12 protein-coding genes and 1 rRNA gene are annotated in these 13,635 nt (G+C 70.5%); 4 read left to right on the plus strand and 9 right to left on the minus strand.

Features of this window, described 5'->3' with window-relative positions; translation table 11 throughout:
* From rrf to ACFXJ8_RS36795, 3 genes are all read left to right on the plus strand, one after another.
* Positions 1–88: ribosomal RNA gene (rrf, locus tag ACFXJ8_RS36785) — 5S ribosomal RNA — on the plus strand; the annotation flags it as partial.
* Positions 89–428: 340 nt separating this feature from the next.
* The gene (locus tag ACFXJ8_RS36790; RefSeq protein ID WP_379649020.1) at positions 429–1,313 is read left to right on the plus strand and encodes a TIGR03619 family F420-dependent LLM class oxidoreductase; all 885 of its coding nucleotides are present in this window, start codon (positions 429–431) and stop codon (positions 1,311–1,313) included.
* Between the two features lie 485 nt (positions 1,314–1,798).
* Positions 1,799–2,023, plus strand: a complete 225-nt coding sequence (locus tag ACFXJ8_RS36795) for a hypothetical protein (protein ID WP_379649021.1) — start codon at positions 1,799–1,801, stop codon at positions 2,021–2,023.
* 41 nt (positions 2,024–2,064) lie between these two features.
* On the opposite strand, the gene ACFXJ8_RS36800 is transcribed toward ACFXJ8_RS36795, so the two are convergent.
* From ACFXJ8_RS36800 to murQ, 3 genes are read right to left on the minus strand one after another with little or no spacing between them, the layout of a single operon-like run.
* Entirely contained in the window at positions 2,065–3,972 is a 1,908-nt protein-coding gene (locus tag ACFXJ8_RS36800) for a S9 family peptidase (protein ID WP_379649023.1), read from the minus strand.
* Positions 3,969–5,057, minus strand: a complete 1,089-nt coding sequence (locus ACFXJ8_RS36805) for a serine hydrolase domain-containing protein (RefSeq protein ID WP_379649025.1) — start codon at positions 5,055–5,057, stop codon at positions 3,969–3,971. The genes ACFXJ8_RS36800 and ACFXJ8_RS36805 overlap by 4 nt, the downstream gene beginning before the upstream one ends.
* On the minus strand, positions 5,047–5,949 hold the full coding sequence (murQ, locus tag ACFXJ8_RS36810) for an N-acetylmuramic acid 6-phosphate etherase (RefSeq protein WP_379649027.1): 903 nt from the start codon (positions 5,947–5,949) through the stop codon (positions 5,047–5,049). The genes ACFXJ8_RS36805 and murQ overlap by 11 nt, the downstream gene beginning before the upstream one ends.
* 48 nt (positions 5,950–5,997) lie before the next feature.
* On the opposite strand from murQ, the gene ACFXJ8_RS36815 reads away from it, so the two are divergent.
* Positions 5,998–7,077, plus strand: coding sequence for an exo-beta-N-acetylmuramidase NamZ domain-containing protein (locus ACFXJ8_RS36815; RefSeq protein ID WP_379649029.1), 1,080 nt, complete (start codon positions 5,998–6,000; stop codon positions 7,075–7,077).
* A gap of 2 nt (positions 7,078–7,079) precedes the next feature.
* Here ACFXJ8_RS36815 and ACFXJ8_RS36820 read toward each other — a convergent pair whose 3' ends face one another.
* The 6 genes from ACFXJ8_RS36820 to ACFXJ8_RS36845 are packed head-to-tail and all read right to left on the minus strand — an operon-like array spanning position 7,080 to position 13,631.
* The gene (locus ACFXJ8_RS36820; RefSeq protein WP_379649031.1) at positions 7,080–7,895 is read right to left on the minus strand and encodes a GNAT family N-acetyltransferase; all 816 of its coding nucleotides are present in this window, start codon (positions 7,893–7,895) and stop codon (positions 7,080–7,082) included.
* The gene (locus ACFXJ8_RS36825; RefSeq protein ID WP_379649033.1) at positions 7,895–8,905 is read right to left on the minus strand and encodes an ABC transporter ATP-binding protein; all 1,011 of its coding nucleotides are present in this window, start codon (positions 8,903–8,905) and stop codon (positions 7,895–7,897) included. The genes ACFXJ8_RS36820 and ACFXJ8_RS36825 overlap by 1 nt, the downstream gene beginning before the upstream one ends.
* Complete coding sequence (locus tag ACFXJ8_RS36830) at positions 8,902–9,888, minus strand: ABC transporter ATP-binding protein (RefSeq protein ID WP_379649035.1); 987 nt, start codon at positions 9,886–9,888, stop codon at positions 8,902–8,904. Before ACFXJ8_RS36830 ends, ACFXJ8_RS36825 begins: the two co-directional genes overlap by 4 nt.
* A 6-nt stretch (positions 9,889–9,894) precedes the next feature.
* Positions 9,895–10,794, minus strand: coding sequence for an ABC transporter permease (locus tag ACFXJ8_RS36835; RefSeq protein ID WP_379649037.1), 900 nt, complete (start codon positions 10,792–10,794; stop codon positions 9,895–9,897).
* Complete coding sequence (locus ACFXJ8_RS36840; protein WP_379649039.1) at positions 10,791–11,798, minus strand: ABC transporter permease; 1,008 nt, start codon at positions 11,796–11,798, stop codon at positions 10,791–10,793. The genes ACFXJ8_RS36835 and ACFXJ8_RS36840 overlap by 4 nt, the downstream gene beginning before the upstream one ends.
* A 3-nt stretch (positions 11,799–11,801) precedes the next feature.
* A complete protein-coding gene (locus ACFXJ8_RS36845; RefSeq protein WP_379649041.1) occupies positions 11,802–13,631 on the minus strand; it encodes an ABC transporter substrate-binding protein in 1,830 nt (609 codons plus the stop codon).
* Positions 13,632–13,635 lie beyond the last annotated feature (4 nt).

Raw genomic sequence — 13,635 nt, forward strand, 5'->3', positions numbered from 1 at the left:
CGGTTACATTCCGAACCCGGAAGTTAAGCTCTACAGCGCCGATGGTACTGCACTCGGGAGGGTGTGGGAGAGTAGGTCGCCGCCGCGCAATTCTTGATCGTTAGGCCCTGTCCGGGAGGTTTCTCCTGGGCGGGGCCTTTCGGTGTTTTCAAGCATGTATGTGCTCGGGCGTGTTTCTGAGGGCTTCACCGACCGGCGGTGGGGCCCTTTATGTGTTTCTCGGGCGGCGGTGGGGCTGTCGACCGACCGGCTGCCGCGCGAGTTCCGCGCTACCACCCGTGGCCGGGGCCTGTCGGTGACCTGGGCCGCGCCCCGAGCACCAGCCGTGGATCTTTCGGCCGGGGCCGGCGGAGGCCCTCAACGAGCACATCACCGGATCGGCCTGGCCGCACGCCGAAGAGCGGCTCGAGAACCTAGGCTGACGGGGTATGAGGATCGGTTTTGCTGTCCCCGTGTCCGGGCCGTGGGCCACTCGTGACAACCTGCGGCGCATCGCCACCCGCGCGGAGCAGCTCGGCTACCACGAGTTGTGGACGTTCCAGCGGGTCCTCTATCCCGAGGGCCATGCCATGGGCCCGACCTACCGGAGCGTCCACGACCCCATCGTCACCCTGTCCTACCTCGCCGGCGTCACCGAGTCGATCAGGCTGGGAGTGGCCGTGGTCAACGCGTTCGAGCCGCCCGTTCTCGTGGCCAAGCAGGTGGCGACGCTGCAGGAGGTCTCGGGTGGGCGGGTGTCGTTCGGACTGGGGCTCGGATGGCTGCCCGAGGAGTTCGAGGCCATGGGCGTCGACTTCGCCAAGCGTGGACGCAGAGGCGAGGAGTTCGTCGAAGTTCTGCGGAAGTGCTGGACCGACGACGTCATCCGGCATGACGGGGAGTTCTATCGGATCCCCGCCTCGCACCTGGATCCCAAGCCGTCGCCTATCCCGCCGATCCTGCTGGGTGGCGGAGCGGAGGTGGCGTTGCGGCGGGCAGGCCGACTCGCCGACGGGTGGGTGAGCGCCAGCCGGGAGGATCTGAACGGCATATCGGACAAAATCTACACCGTAAAGGCGGCCGCCAGGGAGGCGGGTCGCGACCCCGAGGCCTTGCGGTTCATCTGCCGAGGCGTCACCAGGGTGACCGATGATCAGGACGGCCCGGCGTTGAGCGGGCCGTACGAGAAGATCAGGCAGGACGTGGCGGACCTGGCGGCGCGGGGAGTGACGGAGGTGTTCCACGACCTGAACTTCGACCCGGCGATCGTGACCGCCGCGCCCGAGGAGGCGATGCGCAGGGCGGAAGAGGCGCTGGAGGCCCTGGCACCCTGACGCGGGCCGGGCACCGGCCCCCTGGCTGCCCATGGGTCCTGACCCAGGCCGATGAGTGAGTAGTCCCCGCTGTATGGCTGACGATGGTCAAGACTGGCCGTTGGTTCCGCTCCGGCAAGCAGCGGGAGGCTTGTCACCGGGCGGGTCGGCGGTTGGGCTGCGGTCTGCGTCGCTCGACGTGCCATCGGGCGGGTCGGCGGTTGGGCTGCGGCGCATGACCATCGGGCGGTCAGGGGTTGGGCTGCGGTCTGCGTCGCTCGGCTTGTCACCGGGCGGGTCGGCGGTTGGGCTGCGATCAGCGTCGCTCGACGCGCCGTCGGGCGGGTCGGCAGTGGGGCAGCGGCGCCTGACGTGCCATCGGGCGGTCAGGGTTGGGCTGCGGCAGGCGGTGCCCGGCGTGTCACCGGACGGGCCTGGGGGTTGCACGCGATCTGAGCAGCGGTCGGCGCGCCACCGGGTGATGGCGATGCCGCGAGCCCGCCGCCGTGGGCGACGGTGGCGCGGAGGCCTCGCGGCACGTTCTCGGCCTCCAGTTGGCCAGAGCGGCGACGAATGTCGTCGCCGTTCAGCGGGGCACCGGGGCAGGCGCCGTACTGGCGCTGGGGGGCTTGTTCGTCACGGCGACGCTGGTGCTCACCGTGCGGGCCCACGTCCGCCGAGCGGCGCTGGTACGGCGCATGCGGGAGCTCACCGGTGAGGAGAAGGCCTGACCTGATGCTCTGGGAGAGCACCAGGTCACCTCCGGACACGTCTAGGCGGTCAGGTGGCGCTCCCACCAGTCGAGGATGGCCTCGAAGCGGGCGACGCGGTGGGACGGCAGCCCCGAGCGCGACATCTCGTGTCCCTCACCGGGGAACAGCAGCATCTCCGTCTCCACCCCGCGCAGCTTCAGCGCCACGAACAACCGCTGCGCCTGCTCGACGGGGCAGCGCCAGTCGTGCTCCGAGTGGATGATCAGGAACGGCAGGTCGATTCTGGACGCGTGGGTCAGCGGGCTGAGCTCCGCCCATCCGGCGGGGTCGTCGCCGTAGAGGTCGCGCGCGAACGACCAGCCGATGTCGCTGGAGCCGTGGAAGCTGTCGATCGCGTTGACCGCGCGTTCGCTGATCGCCGCCTTGAACCGGTCGCCGTGGTGGGCGGCCAGCCAGGTGGTCATGTAGCCGCCGTGGGAGCCGCCGAGCACGCCGACGCGTCCGGTGTCGAGCCCGCCGGTGGCGAGGGCGGCGTCGAGGAGGGCGAGCAGGTCGATGGCCGAGACGTTGCCGACGTCGCCGATGACGGCCTTGCCGTGGGCCTCGCCGTAGCCGGAGGAGCCGCGCGGGTTGCCCATGACGACCGCGTATCCGGCGGCGGCGTAGACCTGGGCCTCGTCGAAGACGCGCCAGCCGTACTGGGTGAAGGGGCCGCCGTGGATCATCAGCAGCACCGGGTGGGGACCCTCGCCGGTGGGGCGGACGAGCCAGCCGTGGACGGGGTAGCCGTCGGGCGCGGTGGTGGTGATCTCTTCGAGGGGGAGCGGGGTGAGGGCGGCGAAGGCGGTGAGCGTGCTCTCCTTGCCGTCGCGGAGGGCGACGAGCTCGCCTGAGGTGGTCTGGTCGGCGACGGTGGCGACGACGACGCCCGCGGCGTGCGCGGGCGCGTAGACCTCGCGCGCGCCGGAGATCAGGATCTCGGGCGCCGACCCGTCGTACGGCACGAGCAGCAGGTCGGAGGCACCGCGGTTCTCGGCGGGGAACAGCACGCCGTCGTCGGTGGTGACGATGACGCCGTTGTTGGCCAGGTGGTACGGCTCGGCCGCGGTGAGGCGGCGCGGCGGGGCGGAGCCGTCGGCGGGCACGGACCACACGCCGCGGTTTTCGGCGACGAGCGTGCGGCCGGTCGGGCCGGGGGCGGCGGCGTGGAAGCAGACGGTGGCGCCGTCGGGGGTGAAGCGGGGCTGGCCGACGGAGAGCGTGGTGTCGGTGATCCGGCGCAGGCCGGTGCCGTCGGGCGCGGCGAGCCAGAGGTCGCTGTAGTGGGTGGCGTCGCGGGTGTCGTGGCGGGCCGCGGTGAAGGCCAGCAGCGTGCCGTCGGGGCTCCAGGCGGGGTCGTCGTGGTCGAAGTCGCCCTCGGTCACCTGGACGGCGGGCGCCACGGAGGTGCGGGAGGCGAACGGGTCGGTGACGAAGACGTGGGACCGGCGGTCGCTGTAGAAGCCGAGGTTGTCCAGGCGGTATTTCAGGGTGGTGATGCGGCGGGGCCGTTCCTTGTCGGGCTTGGTGTCGCCGTACCTGCCCTCCTCGGGCACGCGGGAGACGAACGCGAGCCGTCGCGAGTCGGGGCTCCATGCGGGTTTGCCCGCGCCGAGCGGCTGGTCGGTCACCTTCCACGGCTCGCCGCCCGTGGTGGGCATGACGTGCAGCTGGGGGCGGGCGCCCGGTTCGGCGCGGGTGAAGGCGAGCCAGCGGCCGTCGGGGGAGTAGGTGGGTTCGCCGTCCTTGCGTCCGCCGGTGAGCTGCCGGGGTTCGGTGGCGCCGTCGGTGGGGACCAGCCAGAGTTCGCCGCGGTACTCGTCGGCGTCGAGGTCGGGCCGGGTCACGGCGACGACCGCGTGGGTGCCGTCTGGGGACACGGTCGGGGTACCGAGCGTGTGCAAAAGGGAGATATCTGCGGGTTTCATGGTCGAGACACTATCCGTAGGGCCTCGGCGGCGACGGCGTTGCGGAGCTCTCTGATGCCGGGACGGCCGCGCACGGGGTGGACGGCGTTGGTGAGCAGGACGACGGTGAGCTTGTGGGCCTGGTCGACGATCAGGGAGGTGCCGGTGAATCCGGAGTGTCCGTAGGCGTCGGCGAGGGGGCCGACGATGCCGGGATCGCCGATGCGCACACCGAGGCCGTGGCGGAAGGCGGCGCCCTCGACGGGGTGCTCGCGGGTCATCTGGTCGGTGAGGGGGAGGCGGCCGAGGCGGAGGGCCTCGCCGAAGCGGACGAGGTCGTCGGCGGTGGAGAAGACTCCCGCGTGGCCGGCGACGCCGCCGAGGGAGTGGGCGGTCTCGTCGTGCACCTCACCGATGGCCCGGTGACATTCGGTCTTGGCGATCCGGGCGAGGTCGGTAGCGCCGCGGGCGAGGTCGGTGGAGCCGCGGGCGGGGTCGCTGGAGGTGCGGGCCGGGTCGGTTGCCGAGAGCGGAGGGCCGAGGCGGCGGTAGCCGGTGTCGGGCAGGCCGAGCGGCGTGGTGACGAGGTCGCGCACGAGGGTGTCCAGCGGAGCGCCGCCCGCGACCTCGGCGATCCGGCCGACGGTGATCATGCCGACGTCGGTGTACAGGTACGGCCCGCCCACGGGTGAGGTGATGGGCGTGGCCAGGATGGTGTCGAGGCGGTCGGCGGGCGGCACGTCGTCGACGCGGTGGGTCGGCTGGAGCCCGGCGGTGTGGGTGAGCAGGTGGCGCAGCGTGATGTGGGTACGGTCGCCGTAGTGGTCGGGAAGCCAGGTGGCGACGGGCGCGTCCAGGTCGAGGCGGCCCCGCGACACCAGCGAGAGGACCACGGCGGTGGTGAAGAGCTTGCTGACCGAGGCGAGGTCGAAGACGGAGTCCCTGCGGGCGGGCGGTCTGGTGGTGGCGAGGGTTCCGTCGGGGTCGGTGTAGCGGACGAGTTCGCCCGCGGCGGCCGCGTCGGCGACCTGGCCGTCCACGGCGATCACCGCGACGGCGGCGGGGATGACGGAGGGCGTGGCGGCGGCCAGGATGTCAGCGAGCATGCCGTACCTCTCCCAGGCGGGAGCCGTGTGACTCCAGCAGCGCCCGCGCCTCGTCGGCGTCGACGCCGTGCTCGATCATCACCACGGCGATCTTGGCCTGGCCGCCCGCGGCCTCCAGCGTCTGCCTGGCGGTCTCGACGGGGGCGCCGGTGATGTCGCTGACCATGCGGACGGCGCGGCCGGCGAGCTTGGTGTTCATGGCGGACATCTCGATCATGTTGTTTCCGTAGGTGCGGCCGAGCTTGATCATCGAGATGGTGGAGATCATGTTGAGCACCAGCTTCTGCGCGGTGCCCGCTTTGAGCCTGGTGGAGCCGGTCACCACCTCGGGTCCCACGACGACCTCGATGGCGTGCTCGGCGGCGGCCGACAGCGGCGTCTGGTGGTTGCACGACAGCGCCACGGTCAGGGCTTCCCGCCGTCCGGCCTCCGACAGCGCGCCGAGCACGAACGGCGCGGTGCCGCTGGCCGAGATGCCCACGACGGAGTCAAGCGCGCCGACCTCGAGCTCGGCGAGGGCCTGCGCGCCGGCGGGGAAGTCGTCCTCCGCCCCTTCCACCGACCGGGTCAGCGCGGGCGGGCCGCCGGCGATGACGCCCTGCACGAGCGAGGGTTCGGTGCCGAAGGTGGGCGGGCACTCCGAGGCGTCGAGGACGGCGAGGCGGCCTGAGGTGCCCGCGCCGACGTACAGCAGCCTGCCTCCGGCCTGCATGCGGGCGGCGATCGCGTCGATGGCGGTGCTGATGGCGGGCAGGGCCGCGCCGACCGCGGCGGGCACGGTGGTGTCCGCCTGGTTCATCAACTGGGCGATCTCCGAGGTCGGCAGCCGGTCGATCTGGCTGTAGCGCGGATCGCTCTGCTCCGTGGACAGGTCGGGGAGTGGATCAATCATGACGCTAATTTCCACCTTTGGCATCTCATATGCAAATAAGCTTCAGCTATGTCTTACGTACGCACCGGAGCCGAACGGCTGGCCGCGGATCCCGGCCTGGTCGACGGCGACCGGCTTGGCCTGATCACCAACCAGACCGGAGTGCTCCGCGATCTGACCCCCACACCGACGGTTCTGCGGAACCTGACCGCGCTCTTCAGCCCCGAGCACGGCATGCGCGGCACCGCCCAGGCCGGGTTCAGCGAGGGGCCGGGACAGGAGTACGGTCTGCCCGTCTTCGACACCTACACCAAGACGGGGGCCGACCTGGACGAGCTGGTGGCGGCCTCCGGCGTGGACACGCTGGTGTTCAACCTGTTCGACGTGGGAGCCCGCTTCTACACCTACGTCTGGACGATGAAGGACCTGATGGAGTCGGCCAGGCGGCTCGGCGTCGGCTTCGTCGTGCTGGACCGGCCCAACCCGATCGGCGGGACCGTGGCGGAGGGGCCGCTGCTGGACCTGGCCTTCGCCAGCCCCGTGGGCGGCGCGCCGATCCCCGCCAGGCACGGGCTGACGGTGGGGGAGCTGGCGCTCCTGCTCGACCCCGAGGCGCGGGTCATCACGATGGAGGGCTGGCACAGAGACCTGCCGTTCGCCGAGACGGGACTGCCGTGGGTGATGCCGTCGGTGAACATGCCCACCCTGGACACCGCGCTCGTCTATCCGGGCACCGGGCTCATCGAGGGCACGAACCTGTCGGAGGGGCGTGGCACCACCAGGCCCTTCGAGATCGTCGGCGCGCCGTACCTGGACGACAGGTTCGCGCCCGCGCTCAACGATCTCGGCCTGCCGGGTGTGCGCTTCCGCGACCTGTGGTTCACCCCGACGTTCAGCAAGCACGCGGGCCAGGCCGTACGCGGGGTGCAGCTGCACGTCACCGACCCGCGGGCCTTCCGGCCGGTCTTCACCGCCGTGTCCATGATCCACGTGGCCCGTACGCAGCACCCCGAGGAGTTCGCGACCAACCAGTTCGTCGACCACCTGTGGGGGTCGGACACGCTGGCGCGCTGCCTGGAGGCGGGGCAGGACCCGCGCGGGCTGTGCCCTGAGCCCACCCGCCCCCAGGGTGAGCTGCTCTACCGGTGATCTCAACGCAGATCGCGCTGGTAGAGCCAGAAGACCCGTTCGGTTCGCGCGCCCACGGCGCGCGAGTAGAAGCGGAGCGGGCCCACCCAGCCGATCTGCGCCTCGGTCAGCCCCGCGGCGTGCTGGTCGGCCAGGCAGCGGCGCAGCAGCACGCCGCCCAGGCCGAGACCGCGCGCCGCGGGCGCGGTGCCCATCGGGCCGAACCACGTGGGCCTGGCGCCCCAGGCGGCGAAGGCGACGATCTCGCCGTCCAGCGTGGCGTAGTGGAGGCCGGTGGCGTTGGCCGCCTCCCACGCCCACCTGTCGTTCCACTCCCGCTCGACGAACGTGGCGACGTGCGAGCGGTCCTCGTCCGGGCCGCTGGCGTGCAGTTCCACGCCTGGCCGTAGCGGCTCCTCGGCCTCGGGGACGGGGAGCCTGGCGGTCATGTTCCACGCGACGTGGTAGCGCTCGTAGCCGGCGCTCTCGGCCAGGCACGCGGCGGCGGTGTAGCGCACGTCGATGCCGGGCCAGGCGTAGGCCGGCGGGTTGCCGGCGAAGCGGGCCTGCGTCGCCCCCTCGGCACGCAGCCACTCCTCCGCGGCGGCCACCAGCTCGCGTCCGCGCCCCCGGCCCTGGGCCTCAGGGTGTACGGCCAGCAGGTCGAGGTGCCCGATCGCCGGATCGCGCTCCGACAGCGAGGCCATGACGAAGCCCCCGTCGGTCGTCAGCGTCGTCCACCTGCGGGTGGTGGGCGGCGACATGAGCCTGTCGACCAGCGCGGCGGCCTCGGCGGCGTCGTAGGTGAGCGCCGCGCGCGCGATCTCGTGCAGGCCCATCAGCCGCGCTCCACGTGGGTGGCCACGACGCTGCGCCGCTGGGGGTGGAAGCAGGCGTGCCGCTGCGGGACGCCCTCGCTGAGGCCCAGCGTGGGACGGCCGGTCTCGCACTCGTCGGTCCTGAACGGGCAGCGCCTGGCGAACAGGCAGCCGGCGTCCTGGTGGCTCTCGTCCAGCGACTCCGTCGGCACCACCGGCTCCTGGCCGGGCACCTCCAGGCCGTGCAGCACGGGGATGGCCGACAGCAGCGACTGGGTGTAGGGGTGGACCGGGTCGGCGATGATCGTGTCGACCGGGCCGCGCTCGATGACCTGGCCGCGGTAGATGACATACAGCTCGCCGTCGTCGCCGATGTAGCGGGCGGTGGCCACGTCGTGGGTGATGAACAGCACGCTCACGCCGAGGCTCTCGCGCAGGTCCTTCAGCAGCGCCAGGATGCCGAGCCGCAGCGACACGTCGATCATGGAGGTGGCCTCGTCGGCGACGAGCATCTCGGGGTCGACGGTGAGGGCGCGGGCGATGACCACGCGCTGGCGCATGCCGCCCGACAGCTGGTGCGGGTAGCGGCCGAGCACGGTGGCCGGGTCGAGGCCGACCATCGACAGGACCTCGTTGGCCCGCGCGTCGATCCACGACTTGGGCCTGCCGGTCTGCTTGGCGCGCAGTTCGAGCGGGGCCTGGAGCGTCTGGTGGATGGTCCTGGTCGGGTTCAGCGCCGAGTAGGGGTCCTGGTGGATCATCTGGATCTTGCGGAAGTGCGGCTGCCTGGCCTTCGGCTTGAGCGAGGACAGCTCGACGCCGTCGACGCTGATCTCGCCGTCGTCGTAGCTCTCCAGGCCCGCGATGATCCGGCCCAGCGTCGTCTTGCCGCAGCCCGACTCGCCGATGAAGGAGGCCGCGCCGCCCTTGGGGATCTCGAAGTCGACGCCGCGCAGGGCCTGCACGGTGCGTCCCGACAGGACGTTGCCGCGCTGCTTGAAGGTCTTGGTGATGCCCTTGCCGCTGATCATGCGTGCTCCTTGACCTTGACCGCGTGGCAGGCGATGATCCGGTCCCCGTGCGGGACGGCCTCGGGGTCGACGGTGTCGCAGACGTCCATGCGCTGGGGGCAGCGCTCGCGGAACACGCAGCCCTCCTTCGGCACGGTGGCCAGCGTGGGCGGCCTGCCCGGCAGCGCCTGGGCCTGGTCGATGTCGCCGGTCAGGCGCGGGATGGCCCTGATCAGGCCGCGCGTGTAGGGGTGCTGGGGGGCGGCGAGGATCTCGCGGGTGGGGCCCTGCTCGACGATGCGCCCGCCGTACATGACCGCGAGCCGGTCGGCGACCTCGGCGACGACGCCGATGTCGTGGGTGATGACCATGGTGGTCAGCCCGCGCTCGGCGTGGACCTCGCGGATGATCCGCAGGATCGTCGCCTGGGTGATCATGTCGAGCGCGGTGGTGGGCTCGTCCAGGACGACCAGGTGGGCGTTGAGCACCAACGCCAGCATGATGCCGACGCGCTGGCGCATGCCGCCCGACAGCTCGTGCTGGTGGGAGTCGAGCACGCGCGCGCCGTCCAGGCCCATGCGGCCAAGCAGCTCCTTGGCGTCCCTCACCAGGCCGCGCAGGTCCTCCACGCCGTGGGAGCGGCCGAGGTCGAGCAGCTGCTTGCCGACGGTCTTGAGCGGGTTGAGTGAGTTCTGCGCGGCCTGGAAGACGTAGCCGATGTGGGCGCCGCGCGCCTTGCGCAGCCGTTCGCCCGAGAATTCGACCACGTTGCCCAGGTCGTCGATCTCGACGCTGCCCGCGCTGATCCGCCCGGGCGGCTGCACCGCGTTGAGCAGTGAGAAGGCCAGCGTGGACTTGCCGGAGCCCGACTCGCCGACGATGCCGGTGATCGTGCCGGCGGGCAGCGCCATGCTGACGTTCCTGACGGCGGGCAGCTCGCCCGCGGGGGTCTTGTAGACGACCGTGAGGCCGTCGATGCGCACACCCGGCGCCTGTTTCGCCACTTCCTACTACTCCTCGCGCAGCCGGGGGTTGAAGATCTCGTCCATCGCGTCCACCACGAGCACGATCCCGAGCGTGAGCAGCAGGATCGCCAGCAGCGGCGCCAGCAGATAGCCGAGCGCGGTCGGGGTGATCATGGCGCCCGCCTGGAAGACGGCGAGGTTGAGCATCACGCCCCAGTTGTCGGACTCGTACGGCAGCACGCCCAGGAAGAACAGGCCGACCTGCGCGTAGACGGCGCCGGTCACCGCGATGAGCATGTTCATCGCGATGTAGGGGGCCATGCTCGGCAGCAGCTCCTTGCCGACGATGTGCCTGGTGGAAAGGCCGAGGCCGCGCGCCGCCTCGATGAAGCCGCGCTCGCGCAGGGACAGGGTCTGCGCGCGTACGGCACGCGCCACGCCGCCCCAGCCGAGCAGGCCGAGCACCAGCCCCATCTGGATCGGGTTGCCGAACTTCCACACCGTCGCCAGCACCAGCAGCAGCGGCAGGCCGGGGATGGTGAGCTTCATGTCGGTGATCCGCATGAGCACCGTGTCCCAGCGGCCCCGCTTGAAGCCGGAGTAGAGCCCGAGCGCGGTGCCGAAGACCACCGTGATGAGAGCGGTCACCGCGGCGCTGAGCAGCACGTAGCGCGAGCCGGTGATGACCAGCGCGAGCACGTCCCTGCCCTGCGGGTCGGTGCCGAACCAGTGCTGCCAGCTCGGCGGCTGGGTGATGGCGTCGGGGTTGTCCGGCAGCGGGTTCGGGAAGAACATCGGCCCGAAGATCCCCATGAACGCGAAGCCGAGGATGATGATGACCCCGGCCATGCGGCTGGGCTTGCGCTTCATCACGCGCCAGACGCCGTACCAGAAGTTGCGGCGCATGGTCGCCGTGGTGCTGCTCTCCAAAACGATGCTGCTCATCGGTCCCCCTCCCCGCTCCGGACCCGCGGGTCGATCACGGTGTAGAACAGGTCGGCCACGATGTTGGCCACGATGACCGCCACGGTGATCAGCAGGAACGCACCGCCCATGAGGGCGTAGTCGCGCAGGGTGATGCTGTCGATGAGCAGCAGACCGAGCCCCGGATAGTTGAAGATCTTCTCGATGAAGACGGCGCCGCCCAGCAGCAGCCCCAGCGAGAGTGCGAGGATCGTGAACAGCGGCAGGATCGCATTACGTGCGATGTAGCGGAAAATGATCGACCGCTTCATCCCGCGCAGCTCCGCGGCCAGAATGAAGTCGTCGCCGAGCACCGTCACCACGCTGGACTTCATGGCCAGGATCCAGCCGCCGTAGGCCGACAGCGCGTAGGTCAGGACGGGCAGCACGGCGTGCTCGGCCAGCGAGCCGAGATATCCGGCGTTGAAGCCCGGCTCGAACAGGATGTCCACCGGCCCGTCATGGGGCAGAATCGGGATCAGCGTCGCGAAGATCACGACCAGCAGCATGGCCAGGATGTACTGGGGGATGCCGTGCAGCAGCGAGCCGGAGATGGCCAGTACGTCACCGAGCTTGCCGGTGCGCTTGATCGCGGCGTAGACGCCGAGGATCACGCCGACGAGGAAGCTGAGCAGGGTGCCGAGCAGGACCGGTAGAACGGTCCACTTGGTCTTTTCGGCGAGCACGTCGAGAACGGGGCGGCCCGGATGGGTGACTGAGACACCGAGGTCGAACCTGACCAGCCCGCTCATGTAGGAGACGTACTGATCCCATATCGAGCCCGACGGCAGGAAGCCGTACAGCACCTTGGTGGCCTGCAGCGCCGCCTCCGGCGACATGCCGCCCTCGACCAGCTTCTCGTAACGGGCGGCGACCGGGTCGCCGGGGATGTTGTTGACGATGAAGAAACTGATCGTGGCGACCACGAGGATCATGACGAGCCCGCGGGCCAGGTGGCCCGCGAGTCGCCGAGCGATGACCGTCATGTGTTACTGCTTCTTCTTGACCAGACCCTGCTGGATCCAGACACCAGAGGGAAGGACGCCGGAGCCGAGCCGCAGGACCTCGTCGTCGTGCGGCCAGCCGGTGAAGCGGCTGTTGTTGACGAACTGGTTGTTGATGTAGTCCCACAGCTGGATGACCGGAAGATCCTGGTTGGCGGCCGTGGCCAGCTGCGCCATGATCGGCTTGGCCTCCTCGGGGCCCACCGAGTTCAGCTTGCCGGTCAGCTCACCAGGGTTGACCTTGGCGCCGTCGACCTCGGTCTCCTCGGGGCTGCCCATCCAGTTGCCGGCCTCGCCAGGGGCGGAGTGCTTGACCTTGCCGCCGACGTTGGCCCAGCCGTTGGAGGCGCCGTACAGGCGCTGGAAGATGTCGTACGGCGCGGGGCCAAGCGCCATCAGCCAGAAGCCGACGTCGTACTTACCGGCCGCCAGCTCCTCCAGGTAGACCGGGTAGTCGGCGGTGGTGACCACCTCGGCATCGATGCCGGCCTTGATGAGCTGGCTCTTGATGTTCTCCTGGGCCGACAGCCAGTCGGAGAAGCCGGCCGGCGCGTGCATGGAGACCTTCCACGGCGTGCCGTCGGCCAGCGTCCACTTGCCGTCCTTCTTGGTCAGGCCGGCGGCCTTGAACTCCTCCTCGGCCTTGGCCGGGTCGACCTTGTACTGCTCCAGCTTGGGCAGCGTCTCGGGGATCCAGGCGCCGGCGGCCTTCTGGTGGATGCCGGTGATGGTGGTCGCCGCGGTGCCGCCCTCGGGCGAGGCGACCTTGGTGACCTGCTCGCGGTCGATCAGGTGGGCCAGACCCCTGCGCACGTGCACGTTGTCGTAGGGCTTCTTGCTCTGGTTGAAGGCCATGCTCACGGCCACGGGGGAGTAGCCCTTGATGACCTCGCTGCCCGGCGCGGCCTTGATCCGGTTCATCACGTCGGTCGGAGCGGCGACGAAGCCGGAGTGGTCGAGCTTGCCCTGGGTGAGGTAGTTCCAGATCTGCTCGTTACCGGTGTAGTTGAGGAACTTCACCTGCTCGGGCGCCACGTTGGCGGCGTTGAAGAAGTGCTTGTTCCTGACCAGCAGCGCCTCGCCGGGGTTGACCCGCGCCAGCACGAACGGCCCGCCCGCGACGTCCGTCGGCGGGGCGAAGGCGATCACCTTCTGGCCGAGCGCGGTGATCTCCTCGCGGGCCTTCTCCGCCTCGGGGCCGTCGCCGCGGGCGGTCTTGATCGTGTCCCAGATGGTGGCGGGCACCGCGGCGCTCCACACGTGGGCGGGCAGCACCGTGGTGTCGAGCACGCCGCGCGCGAACTTGGGGCTGGGGTTCTCGGGGTCCTGCGTGATCTTGATGGTCTTGTCGTCGACGACCGTGACCTCGGCCGCCGCGCCGGCCGCGCCGGGGGTGAGGGCGAAGGCCGTGCTGCCCTGGGTGTAGGCGAGGGCGATGGAGAGCTTCACGTCCTCGGCGGTAACCGGCTTGCCGTCGGACCACTTGGCGTTCGGCTGCAGCTTGAGCGTGATGGAGGAGTTGTCCGGGGCGATCTCCCAACTGGCCGCCATGCCGGGCAGGGCCTTGTTGGGGTCGGTCAGGTGGTTGACGACCCACCCGATCTTCATCGTGGTGTAACCCGGGAAGGCGTTGCCCTTGGGGTTGTAAGGGTTGGCAGGGGCGCTCGCGTCGATGCCAGGCCTGTTCACGTCGATCGTGGTGAAGAGGCCGCCGCCGGCGCTCCCACCACCGCCCGCGGACTTGTTGTCGGTGCTGCTGCAGGCCGTCGCCGTGGCGAGGCCGAGCAGCGCCACTACGGCTGCTAGTCGCTTCATGTAC

The sequence above is a fragment of the Nonomuraea sp. NPDC059194 genome (genome assembly GCF_042754765.1).
GTDB lineage: Bacteria > Actinomycetota > Actinomycetes > Streptosporangiales > Streptosporangiaceae > Nonomuraea.

Excerpts from the sequence above, each read along its gene's own strand:
- ACFXJ8_RS36790 (WP_379649020.1), top strand. The coding sequence starts at position 429 with ATGAGGATCGGTTTTGCTGTCCCCGTGTCCGGGCCGTGGGCCACTCGT.
- ACFXJ8_RS36800 (WP_379649023.1), bottom strand. The coding sequence starts at position 3,972 with ATGAAACCCGCAGATATCTCCCTTTTGCACACGCTCGGTACCCCGACC.
- ACFXJ8_RS36805 (WP_379649025.1), bottom strand. The coding sequence starts at position 5,057 with ATGCTCGCTGACATCCTGGCCGCCGCCACGCCCTCCGTCATCCCCGCC.
- murQ (WP_379649027.1), bottom strand. The coding sequence starts at position 5,949 with ATGATTGATCCACTCCCCGACCTGTCCACGGAGCAGAGCGATCCGCGC.
- ACFXJ8_RS36815 (WP_379649029.1), top strand. The coding sequence starts at position 5,998 with ATGTCTTACGTACGCACCGGAGCCGAACGGCTGGCCGCGGATCCCGGC.
- ACFXJ8_RS36820 (WP_379649031.1), bottom strand. The coding sequence starts at position 7,895 with ATGGGCCTGCACGAGATCGCGCGCGCGGCGCTCACCTACGACGCCGCC.
- ACFXJ8_RS36825 (WP_379649033.1), bottom strand. The coding sequence starts at position 8,905 with ATGATCAGCGGCAAGGGCATCACCAAGACCTTCAAGCAGCGCGGCAAC.
- ACFXJ8_RS36835 (WP_379649037.1), bottom strand. The coding sequence starts at position 10,794 with ATGAGCAGCATCGTTTTGGAGAGCAGCACCACGGCGACCATGCGCCGC.
- ACFXJ8_RS36840 (WP_379649039.1), bottom strand. The coding sequence starts at position 11,798 with ATGACGGTCATCGCTCGGCGACTCGCGGGCCACCTGGCCCGCGGGCTC.
- ACFXJ8_RS36845 (WP_379649041.1), bottom strand. The coding sequence starts at position 13,631 with ATGAAGCGACTAGCAGCCGTAGTGGCGCTGCTCGGCCTCGCCACGGCG.